The following is an 11634-nucleotide window of genomic DNA, read 5'->3' on the forward strand; positions in this document are numbered from 1 at the left end:
AGCCTTGAATGTTAGAAACCGTTGTTTTTAATTTCGAAGAACTATCTAGCTTAGCTTTTTGACACGACATTGCTCACATTGCTTCCAGTGAATTTATAGCTTGGAGTTTGTGGCTACCTCTACAGCACTACGGGTAGACACCTACTATTTATGCTAAGCGGCTTCTTTACAGATGCCGCTTTTTTTCTGTCTGTACACTTTCGACTCGGTTTATGAGTCACAAATGCTACGCTTGTAACTTGTTGGATCGATCTGTGATCACGGCAAGTTAAAACTTTTTCCACATGCAAGGATCGTCGCAAGATCAGATCTTTCTCTACAGATCGGCATAAAAATACTTTAATAACAATAGTTTAATTGTGTTTTCTGGTCTGACTTTATGAAATGGAAAAAGAATAAAATAACTATATAAACAGACTTATCCACAATAATGCACTTGCCAATGGTTAATCAAACAGACCGCTGTTTATATAGCCAGTGAAAGAGCGTGGCATAACTTTGCTAACCGTGGCATCCTTATACGCAATTACTACTCTACTCTTGGATGACGAGAACATGGCGCAAATACCAGACAACCCACTGATTCTTATTGATGGATCTTCTTATCTCTATCGAGCTTTCCATGCCTACCCAGAAAGCATGAGCAATGGTGAAATTCAGACCAATGCGATTTACGGTGTGGTCAACATGTTAAGAAGCATGATGCGTCAGTTTTCTTCGGAGCGTATTGCGGTTGTATTTGATGCAAAAGGTAAGACATTTCGTGATGATATGTATCCAGAGTACAAGGCAAACCGTCCCTCAATGCCAGACGAGTTACGCAGTCAAATTGAACCGTTACACAATATAATCAGGGCGATGGGATTGCCTTTAATCTGCATCCCTGGTGTTGAAGCGGATGATGTGATTGGCACGTTAGCTCATCAAGCGTCAAAAGCGGGTATGCCGGTTCTGATCAGTACTGGTGATAAAGATATGGCGCAGTTAGTGGACGAGAATGTCACACTGATCAACACCATGACCAATGTTGTGATGGATTCGGACGGCGTTGTCGAAAAATTTGGTATTCCACCAGAGCTGATTATCGACTATCTCGCGTTGATGGGAGATAAGGTTGATAACATTCCTGGTGTGCCGGGTGTTGGTGATAAAACCGCGACTGCTTTACTACAAGGTATTGGCAGCCTTGAGACGATTTATCAACGTCTTGATGACATTGCTGCGCTTAGCTTCCGTGGTTCTAAGACAATGGCAAAGAAACTGGTTGAACACAAAGAGAATGCAATGCTCTCTTATCAACTAGCCACCATTAAGCTTGATGTTGAATTGGAACATACGCCGCAAGATCTCAATAAGCAAACACCAGATGTAGATGCACTTCAGCAACTCTACGGTCAGATGACCTTCAAAACTTGGCTTAATGAGCTTTTAGAAGGTGGAAGCGGTGAGGTGGTCGCCGATGGACAAGCCCAGAGTCGCCAGCAAGCGTCAAGCGATGCTCCTGAATTGGACAACTCTGCGGTCACCATTGATCGCAGCCAGTATCAAACCATCTTAACCGAAGAAGAATTCAATCTTTGGTTAGAGAAGCTGAAATCAGCAACAGTATTCGCCATTGATACCGAGACCGACAGCCTTGATTACATGGTCGCTAATTTGGTCGGACTTTCTCTTGCTACCGACGAAGGTGTGGCTGCATACTTGCCTGTTGCTCATGACTATATGGGCGCACCAGCGCAGCTTGACCGAGCTTGGGTTCTCGAACAGTTGAAGCCTATTTTAGAAGATGAATCGCAGGCTAAAGTGGGTCAGAACTTAAAATATGATATGAGTGTGCTTGCTCGTTATGACATTGAACTCAAAGGCATCAAGTTTGACACCATGCTGGCGTCTTATGTCTACAACAGTGTCGGTGGTAAACATGATATGGACAGCTTGGCGTTGCGCTTCTTGCAACACTCTTGTATCTCATTTGAACAGGTTGCAGGTAAAGGCAAGTCGCAATTAACCTTCAATCAGATTGAGATGGACCAAGCATCACCTTATGCCGCAGAAGATGCTGATGTCACCTTAAGATTGCATCAAAGAATCAATGCTCAGTTAGAGCAGAACGACGCTTTAAACGCTATCTACCAGCAAATTGAAGTGCCACTGGTGCCGGTATTGTCTCGCATTGAGCGCACCGGTGTTTTAGTTGACGATATGCTGTTGGGCGCTCAATCTCAAGAAATTGCAGCGAGACTGGATGAGTTAGAGAAGAAAGCCTACGAGATCGCAGGCGAAGAGTTTAATCTGAGTTCTCCGAAACAATTGCAACAGATATTCTTTGAGAAAATGGGCTTGCCTGTTATTAAGAAAACCCCCTCAGGCGCACCATCAACCAATGAAGAAGTGCTACAAGAGTTAGCATTAGATTATCCGCTACCTAAGTTGATTCTTGAATATCGTGGTTTGGCTAAGCTGAAATCCACCTACACGGATAAGCTACCAAAGATGATCAACCCAGAGACGGGACGCGTTCACACGTCATATCATCAAGCGGTAACGGCAACAGGTCGTCTCTCTTCGACCGATCCAAACCTACAAAACATTCCAATTCGAAATGAAGAAGGTCGACGCATCAGACAAGCTTTTGTTGCACCGCATGGTTGGAAAATTTTAGCGGTCGACTACTCACAAATTGAATTAAGAATTATGGCGCACTTGTCTGGTGACGAAGCGTTGCTGGCGGCATTTAGAGAAGGCAAAGATATCCACGCAGCCACGGCGGCAGAGATCCTAGGCGTTTCGATTGATGAAGTTTCAAGTGAGCAGCGTCGTCGTGCCAAGGCGATTAACTTTGGCTTGATCTACGGTATGAGTGCCTTTGGTTTATCTAAGCAGTTAGGTATTTCAAGAGGTGAGGCTCAATTATATATGGACACCTACTTTGAGCGTTACCCTGGTGTTATGCAGTATATGGAAGATACCCGCTCTCTAGCGTCTGAAAAAGGCTACGTTGAGACCATTTTCGGTCGTCGTTTGCACCTGCCTGAGATTAAGTCGAGAAACGGTATGCGCAGAAAAGCGGCTGAACGTGCTGCGATTAACGCACCAATGCAAGGAACGGCCGCTGATATTATCAAGAAAGCGATGTTGTTAGTTGATGAGTGGATTCAAGCAGAGGGCGATGGTCGAGTTAAGCTGCTAATGCAAGTACACGATGAACTGGTATTTGAAGTGGAATCGTCATCTTTACTCGAAATTGAAAGTAAAGTACAAGATCTGATGGAATCTGCTGCAGAATTAGCCGTGCCTTTAGTGGCTGATTCCGGTCATGGTGACAACTGGGATGAAGCTCACTAGACACTTTTAAGCGAATTGCTGGATTTTTGTATGAACTAGCGCACGTTTGTGCGCTTTTTTTATTTTGAAAACGAAGAAATACTAACCAATTGTTTGCTCGCCGAAAATGTCAATTTGCTAGATTTTTTTGAAAATAAACTACAAAAATAGTTTCATTTAATAAACGTTTGCGGTAGATTAGAACGCGTAGGGTACAGAGGTAAGATGTTCTATCTTTCAGACCTTTTGTTTCACGTTATTGGATTAGGCTAATTCAGCCGCCCCAGTCAAATATTGACTGGGGCGTTTTTTCTTGTGCGAAATATAAAGACATTATTCGCTCGCCCCCACACAAAAAAAGCCGCTTAAGCTCTTCACTCAAACGACTTTCTATTATCAGTGGATGATTGCAGAGTGATTTACTCTTCGTTGTCTAAATCATCAGTTGTGTCATCTTCGCTGTCTTGCTGCATAGCAAAAGCAGGCGCAAACCAAGTGTCTAGTTTGTTACGCAATTGATCAACACCGATCCCTTTCAGTGAAGAGAAGGCGTCCACTTGAACATCGCCACCAAATGCCATTGCTGCCTCGCGGATCTTAAGCACTGCTGCCTTTCTTGCGCCTGATTTAAGTTTGTCGGCTTTTGTTAACAGAACTTGCACAGGAATACCGCACTCTACCGCCCAGTCGATCAGTTGTTGATCAAGATCTTTCATGGGATGACGGATATCCATCAATACCACCAAGCCTTTTAAGCATTTACGCTTTTGCAGGTATTCACCTAGAGACTTCTGCCACTTTTTCTTCATTTCCAGTGGGACTTGAGCGAAGCCATATCCAGGTAAGTCGACAATATGACAGCCTTCATCCACTTTAAATAGGTTGATTAACTGCGTTCGTCCCGGCGTTTTACTGGTTTTTGCCAAGCTTTTTTGGTTAGTCAGTCGGTTCAATGAGCTTGACTTACCGGCATTCGAGCGACCAGCAAAGGCAATTTCAATACCTTCATCTTCGGGTAAATGTCGAATATCAGGTGCACTAGTTATGAAGTGCGTGTTTTGGTAATGAATTTTTACGCTCAATGTTAACTCCATCCCGACTTTGTGTAGTCGATTGATTACTTTTTTGTGAAATTGTGTAAAATAACCGTGCTCGGCATTTTGGCCACGTATTGTACCATGAACGGTATGAATTGCTCGTGTTACCTCAACTTGCCATCCAAAGTGGAGCTTGGTACAGGGTGCAATCGAATGGCGAAAAGTGGTACTGGAAGCTTGATAATTATAATGGAATGTCATGAAAAAATTAGCGCTAATTTTGAGTCTGGTTGCCAGCTGCTCAGTATGGGCTCAAGGCGATATTGAAGCTGGAAAAGCAAAATCCCAAACCTGTGTTGCGTGTCATGCCGCTGACGGCAACAGTCAATTAACAATTTACCCTAAGATTGCGGGTCAGCATGCAAAATATATCGAGAAGCAACTCAAAGAGTTCAAACTCGGCATGACCAGCAATGGCAAACAAGGTCGCTACGATCCCGTGATGAGTGGAATGGCGTTACCGCTATCTGAAGAAGATATGGCGGATCTTGCCGCTTATTATGCCTCAATGCCCATCTCAGATAACGCCACACCTGAAAACGTGGTAGAGCAAGGTAAGGTATTGTATTCCGCGGGTGATAGTGAGCGAGGCATTACCGCTTGTATCGCTTGTCATGGTCCTAGAGGTAATGGTACTGAGCTTTCTGGTTTCCCCAAAGTTTCGGGGCAACATGCAGACTACATCAAACTCCAGCTAGAAAAGTTTCGCGCTGGCGACCGCAACAACGATATGAATGCCATGATGCGTGATATTGCCAAAAAGCTAACAGATGAAGATATCGATATTTTGTCCAAATATATGGGTGGTCTCCACTAACTGCACCGTTATATACCGCACCTGATATCAAGAGCCTTAATATCTCAGGTTGTCGTGTCGTCATTTAAGGTCAAAGTGTAACGATTCAAGGTCATAGTGCAGTATCGTACCGTTCGATATTGTTTTGTGATCTTTGCCACATTGTTATTTCCACATCGGTATCCAGTCTATCGCTATATGTCTTACTACTTTGTGAGACTTTAGCTATAGCTGCCGTTTATAAAATAGCCAAGTATATCGTCAACCCTCTGATCTGCATATTAATCGCCTACTTTCGTCTTAAATTCATAAAATTTTATTCGTATACGCGCTTGTTTATGATTCTGAGGTAGGTAAATTACTTCTTGTCGACAGGATGTTGAGAAAGGAAAGTTAGTCATGGAGATCTTCATGACGGCTAATAAGGAACTAGGATGGCCTTAACAGGACTCGTCAATACTCAGGAAGTGTATTGACCGATACGGATGGTCACTTGTTTCTCAGGATGAGAAAGTAAATGGAGTAGGCTGCAAGTTTTCGCCTTTACATCGACTTGCTAGGGATGAAATAACGCATCAGGATGATGAATTAAAAAGAATTAGCAGTGGAAGCACAAATAACAAATGGATGATTGTGCGGGCTCTTGAGTTAGAGCCAAGCAGTATCACGTTATAGTGATGAAGAGCGACAGCGTAAGCTGTCGCTTTTTTTATATCTGTTTCATTTTATCTGTTTCACTAGAACAAGTTCACCAAAACAAATTCATTAAAATAAACGGTTAAGTCCATTCAGTGCGGCAACACGATACGCTTCTGCCATTGTCGGGTAGTTAAATGTAGTATTAACAAAATACTCAATGGTATTTGCTTCGCCTTTCTGCTCCATGATGGCTTGCCCAATGTGAATGATTTCGGCAGCACGCTCACCAAAGCAGTGGATGCCTAATATCTCCTTGGTTTCTCGATGGAACAAGATTTTGAGACTGCCGACATCTTTGCCTGCAATTTGCGCTCTAGCAAGATGTTTAAATGAAGAACGACCGACTTCATAAGGGATTTTCGCTTCAGTCAACTCCTGCTCAGTTTTACCGACGGAACTGATTTCAGGGATAGTGTAGATGCCTGTTGGAATATCTTCGATGAGATTGCCCTCAGCTTCTCCCTGCGTGATGGCTTGCGCTACGAAACGCCCTTGATCATAAGCCGCGCTCGCCAGACTTGGATAACCTATCACATCGCCAACCGCATAAACGTTATCTGTTTGCGTCTGGTAGTTGCGGTCTACCTTGAGTTGCCCTCTAGAGTCAGCGCTTAACCCAACCGCTTCAAGGTTAAGTTTATCGGTATTACCCGTGCGTCCATTGGCAAAAAGAATGCAATCGGCACGCATCTTTTTGCCCGAGTTGAGATGGACAATAACACCATCATCCGTCCCTTCAATTTTTTCATAGGTCTCATCATTGCGAATAAGTACGCCATTGTTCCAGAAGTGATAAGAAAGAGAATCGGATATTTCATTGTCGAGGAACGCGAGTAGACGATCACGCGTATTCACTAAATCCGTTTTGACGCCGAGCCCACGAAAAATAGAGGCGTACTCGCAACCAATCACGCCAGCGCCATAGATAATGATGTGTCTTGGGTCATGCTCAAGAGACAAAATGGAGTCACTGTCGTAGATACGCGAGTGAGTAAAATCAACATCGCTAGGACGATAAGGACGAGAGCCTGTCGCGATCACAAACTTATCGGCACGGTACTGCTCTAACGTCCCATCTTCCTTAATGATTTCTATTGTGTGTGCATCGACAAACCGTGCTGTACCAAATAACAGAGTACATTGGTTTCTATCGTAGAAGCCTTGTCTTAGGCGTGTTTGTTTGTCGATAACACTTTTGGCATGGCTAAGAATATTTGAGAAAGTGGAATGTAGGCTGGTGTTATTTTTACAAAACAGCGGGTTACTATTAAATTCAATGATCCGGCTAACAGCGTGCCTTAGTGCTTTCGATGGGATCGTTCCCCAGTGAGTACAACCACCACCAACGCTAGACTCTTTTTCTACAATAGCAACATTGAGGCCTGCCTTGGTCAATCCCATTGCTGCACCCTCGCCACCGGGACCGCTGCCAATTACAATGGCATCAAAATGTTTGCTGTGACTCATAGTTCGTTATCCTTATCGTTCATGCAGTCTTGGTTAATGCACTGTTATCAATATTCTAACGAATTATTAAATTTGGTAAATAAATCAAACATCATAGAGTGTGAATGATCACGGTGTTTGGTTGTCGATTAGCAGTAAGGCAATGTTTATTTTGAGAAGAGTGCTGGCGTAGCGCGACTCGCTTAGTCAGGGTGATATTGGCTTACAGGTTCAAAATCCTAATCGCTGGACTTACACAAAGCTTCGATTTCGCGCTATATTAGCCATTCCTCTTTATGTCGTAACACTGGCATGCAACAAGAACACCTAGGTTAAAAATGAAATCAATGGGTATCCGTGCACAACAAAAAGAAAAAACGCGTCGTTCATTGATCGATGCTGCCTTTAGTCAATTAAGCGCCGATCGCAGCTTCTCGAACTTAAGTTTACGTGAAGTCGCCAGAGAGGCAGGCATTGCACCCACATCCTTTTATCGACATTTTAAAGATATGGATGAGTTGGGTTTGACTATGGTTGATGAGGGCGGGTTGTTGCTCCGACAATTGATGCGACAAGCGCGTCAGAGAATCGTGAAAGAGGGGAGTGTGATCCGTACATCGGTAGAGACTTTTATGGAGTTTATCGAGAGCAGTCCCAACGTATTCCGCCTATTATTAAGAGAACGATCTGGCACGTCGTTTGAGTTTCGTGCCGCGGTTGCTCGAGAGATCCAGCACTTTTCAGCCGAACTAACGGAGTACTTGATGAGTACAGGCATGAGTCGCGATGAGGCTCTTGCTCAAGCGGAAGCTTCAGTTATATTGGTTTTTAGCTCTGGAGCAGAAGCATTAGATTTAAATAAAAAAGAACGATTCGAGTTGGCAGAACGCCTGATTATCCAATTACGAATAGTCGCAAAAGGTGCCCACTGGTATCGAAAAGAACGTGAACGCAATCGCTTAAAAGAAGGGACAAATTGATGTCGATAGAAACTAGCTCAGATGAACGCCGAAATGGTCAGAAAACATTAGTGTTGGCGGTGATCGCAGGCATGTGTGGTAATGCCATGCTATCTTGGTTCACTATCAGTGAAGTGGCATTCTCTATTTTTCCATTAATCGCCTTGGTACTTTCTGTACAGGCGCTTTACCAAGAATACCTTAATAATCCAGTAACTGAAGATGTGCCGTTGGTGGGTTTAGCCGCCTTTTTTGTTGGTGCGTTTGGACATTCGGCGTTTACCAAAGCGCAATATCCGGATGCTGGCTCAAACTTCTTCTCAATCATCGTAGTATTGTTGCTGCTGTTTTGGATTGGTAAGAAGCTTGGCTATATTCTTAAGCAAGAATAGAGAGAACAAACTTAAAAAACGAGCCTTTTGGCTCGTTTTTTTATACCTACACTTTTTCTAACTAACCATACGTTCGCATCAATAACCTTTGAATATGACAAAGAGTGTTTTCATCGTTGATGAAATCACTCTGGCGCGGTTCAGAACAAATTGATAGATTTGAATATTGCCCTAATTCATTGAATAACAAGGGATAAAAGACGCTGGCCTTATGTGCGGTTAATTGGTACAATATGCCGACATTTTCAACGATACACACTAAAGCATGACTAAACAAATCGTTTCATTCTTCGCCGGTGCAGGCGGTCTCGACTTAGGTTTTGAACAAGCCGGTTTTCACGTTGCTTGGGCCAATGAGTACGACAAAGACATCTGGGCTACTTATGAAAAGAATCATCCTAAAACGACGCTAGTGACCCGAAGCATTACAAACATTGATGCAGATGAAGTGCCGGAGTGTGATGGCATCATTGGTGGTCCGCCATGTCAAAGCTGGAGTGAAGCCGGTGCGCAACGCGGTATCGAGGATAAACGTGGTCAGCTATTTTTTGATTTCATTCGTATTCTTGAGGCAAAAAAGCCTAAGTTTTTCTTAGCTGAAAATGTGAGTGGCATGCAGCATGCTCGTCATGCCGATGCTTTAAACAACATAAAGAAAATGTTTAAAGATGCAGGTTATGATCTTTATTCACAGATGATGAACGCCGTTGATTATGGTGCGGCACAAGATAGAAAACGCGTCATATTTATTGGCTTTCGAAGTGATTTGAATATCAAATACACATTCCCCGAGCCTATCGAAAAAGAAGAAAGAAAAGCGCTTAAAGACATTTTATTGGATCTAGACGGCAACGCGGTCCCTGCGCTTGAAAAGCAAAAGCCAAATCCAGATGTCAAAGTACTCAATCATGAATATATGATCGGTGGCTTCTCTTCAATGTTTATGTCGCGTAACCGTGTACGCACATGGGATGAACCATCATTCACTATTCAAGCGGGTGGCAGACATGCGCCTATCCATCCTAGCGCACCACGAATGGAAAAAGTCGAAACAGACAAATTCAAGTTTGTTGAAGGGCATGAGAATAAGTATCGCCGCCTCACAGTGAGAGAGTGCGCCCGTATTCAGGGCTTTCCAGATAACTTTGAATTTGTCTACAGCAATGTAGCCGCAGGCTATAAGATGATTGGCAATGCGGTGGCCGTTCCATTTGCCAAGGCGCTGGCGGTCAGTATTTTAGAGCACTTACATAAGGCTAAGGTTAAACAAGCCGCTTAGAGGAAAAAAGCAGTCATACATTGAGTTAAAGAGCGTAGGTACAGAGCTTATTGAACGGTACCTATGCTATACAGAGATGACTGCAATCTAATCGGGAGTATTTATTTAATACGTTCCAACATGACACCCGCTTCAATATGATGAGTAAACGGGAACTGATCAAACAACGCAAAACGGGTGATTTTATGTGTTTTGCCTAGTGTTTCTAAATTTTCTTGTAGTGTTTCTGGGTTGCAAGAGATATAGAGAATACGCTCATAACCTTGAACCATCTTACACGTATCTTCATCCATACCAGCGCGCGGTGGATCGACAAAAATGGTATTGCAGTTGTAGCTTGTTAAATCAACATTTTGTTGTTTTAGACGGCGGAACTCGCGTTTGCCTTCCATTGCTTCGGTAAACTCTTCCGCAGACATTCTGACAATTTGTACATTATCAATCTTGTTGGCTGCGATATTATATTGAGCAGAATCCACCGACGGTTTAGCAAGCTCAGTAGCGAGCACGCGTTTGAAGTTTTGTGCCAGAGCTAAAGAAAAGTTACCGTTACCGCAATAGAGTTCCAGCAAGTCACCTTGGCTACCGCGAGTACAATCAACTGCCCACTCAAGCATTTTTTGAGCAACGGGACCATTAGGTTGAGTAAAGCTATTTTCAACTTGCTGGTAGAGGTATGGCTTGTCGTTAACGTGAAGAGTTTCTAGCACATAGTCTTGGTCTAGTACGATCTTCATTTTTCTAGCGCGACCGATCAGGTTGAGCTTAAAGCCTTCATCATTGAGGCGCTGTTTAAGAATCTTAGCTTCACGTGTCCATTCATCGTCCAACTGGCGGTGATAGAGCAGAGATACCAAAATCTCCCCACTGAGTGTGGACAGGAAATCGACCTGAAACAGTTTCTTTCTCAGTACCTCGTTACCTTTCATTGCTTCAATCAGCATTGGCATTAGGTCATTGATCAGCCGACTCGCTGCGGGAAATTGATCGACGCGATACTTTTCACGTGTTTCCTTATTGAACATGATGTAATACATCTCTTCACCTTCATGCCAAACACGAAATTCAGCACGCATACGATAGTGTTTCTCTGGAGACGTAAATACTTCAAGTTCAGGAGCAGCGTATGGCGCCATCATTGCTGTTAAGCGTTGAGATTTTTCTTCCAGTTGAAGTTGGTAGCCTTCTGGTGTGAAGTCAAGATTTGCCATAGTTGTGCCTATCGTCGGTGAACATTGGAATAAGGAGCGCAGATTTTATTCAATACAGAGGTATTGTCCAGTGTTTATCAAAATTGTCCGACCTCATTAGCTGATTTTAGCTGGAAACCGTGTTTATGCAGAGACTTGTGGTGCAAAGGCGAGGATTAAACACAGATTCCAGTAAATTATGCCCGGGTTATAGACAAAGAGTATGTGTCCGAATACCATTTGCAGCAGCTGGTGTTGAAGAAGTGTTGTATTGCACTTCGGATACTGAAAAGGGAATCTGGTGTAAATCCAGAACTGACGCGCAGCGGTGAGAGAGAACGAACGCTCATAATGACACTGTTAAGAGGATCTTAACGGGAAGTCGAGTTACTAGGTCAAAGTAAGATGCTCTTGAGTCCGAATACCTGCCAGCAGCCAAATATAGCCATCTG

General features: G+C 43.5%; 9 protein-coding genes and 1 riboswitch. Of the genes, 6 read left to right on the top strand and 3 right to left on the bottom strand.

What is annotated here, in order from left to right; all coding sequences use genetic code 11:
• Positions 1–555: 555 nt before the first annotated feature.
• Positions 556–3345 carry a DNA polymerase I gene (polA, locus tag L9Q39_RS00810; protein ID WP_237483269.1) on the top strand — a complete coding sequence of 930 codons (2790 nt, stop codon included), beginning with the start codon at positions 556–558 and terminating at the stop codon, positions 3343–3345.
• A gap of 204 nt (positions 3346–3549) precedes the next feature.
• Entirely contained in the window at positions 3550–3597 is a 48-nt protein-coding gene (gene spfP, locus L9Q39_RS20750; protein ID WP_438356636.1) for a small protein SpfP, read from the top strand.
• A 146-nt stretch (positions 3598–3743) separates the two neighbouring features.
• On the opposite strand, the gene yihA is transcribed toward spfP, so the two are convergent.
• Positions 3744–4406, bottom strand: coding sequence for a ribosome biogenesis GTP-binding protein YihA/YsxC (gene yihA / locus L9Q39_RS00815; RefSeq protein ID WP_237483270.1), 663 nt, complete (start codon positions 4404–4406; stop codon positions 3744–3746).
• A gap of 214 nt (positions 4407–4620) precedes the next feature.
• Here yihA and L9Q39_RS00820 point away from each other — a divergent pair, with 214 nt between their 5' ends.
• Positions 4621–5238 (top strand): c-type cytochrome, encoded by a 618-nt coding sequence (locus L9Q39_RS00820; protein ID WP_237483271.1) that lies wholly within the window; start codon positions 4621–4623, stop codon positions 5236–5238.
• A 744-nt stretch (positions 5239–5982) separates the two neighbouring features.
• Here the strand turns inward: L9Q39_RS00820 and sthA are convergent.
• Positions 5983–7383: a Si-specific NAD(P)(+) transhydrogenase gene (gene sthA / locus L9Q39_RS00825; protein WP_237483272.1), complete on the bottom strand. Its 1401-nt coding sequence runs from the start codon at positions 7381–7383 to the stop codon at positions 5983–5985.
• Between the two features lie 317 nt (positions 7384–7700).
• On the opposite strand from sthA, the gene fabR reads away from it, so the two are divergent.
• The 3 genes from fabR (at position 7701) to L9Q39_RS00840 (ending at position 9992) form a co-directional block, all read left to right on the top strand.
• Entirely contained in the window at positions 7701–8342 is a 642-nt protein-coding gene (gene fabR / locus L9Q39_RS00830; RefSeq protein WP_237483273.1) for an HTH-type transcriptional repressor FabR, read from the top strand.
• Complete coding sequence (locus L9Q39_RS00835) at positions 8342–8713, top strand: YijD family membrane protein (protein WP_237483274.1); 372 nt, start codon at positions 8342–8344, stop codon at positions 8711–8713. The genes fabR and L9Q39_RS00835 overlap by 1 nt, the downstream gene beginning before the upstream one ends.
• 265 nt (positions 8714–8978) lie before the next feature.
• Positions 8979–9992, top strand: coding sequence for a DNA cytosine methyltransferase (locus L9Q39_RS00840; protein WP_237483275.1), 1014 nt, complete (start codon positions 8979–8981; stop codon positions 9990–9992).
• A gap of 101 nt (positions 9993–10093) precedes the next feature.
• Here L9Q39_RS00840 and trmA read toward each other — a convergent pair whose 3' ends face one another.
• Positions 10094–11203 (bottom strand): tRNA (uridine(54)-C5)-methyltransferase TrmA, encoded by a 1110-nt coding sequence (trmA, locus tag L9Q39_RS00845; protein ID WP_237483276.1) that lies wholly within the window; start codon positions 11201–11203, stop codon positions 10094–10096.
• Between the two features lie 212 nt (positions 11204–11415).
• Positions 11416–11629: riboswitch (cobalamin riboswitch) on the top strand.
• The last annotated feature ends 5 nt before the right edge of the window (positions 11630–11634 follow it).

The organism is Vibrio hippocampi (assembly GCF_921292975.1).
In the GTDB taxonomy this organism is placed as follows: domain Bacteria; phylum Pseudomonadota; class Gammaproteobacteria; order Enterobacterales; family Vibrionaceae; genus Vibrio; species Vibrio hippocampi.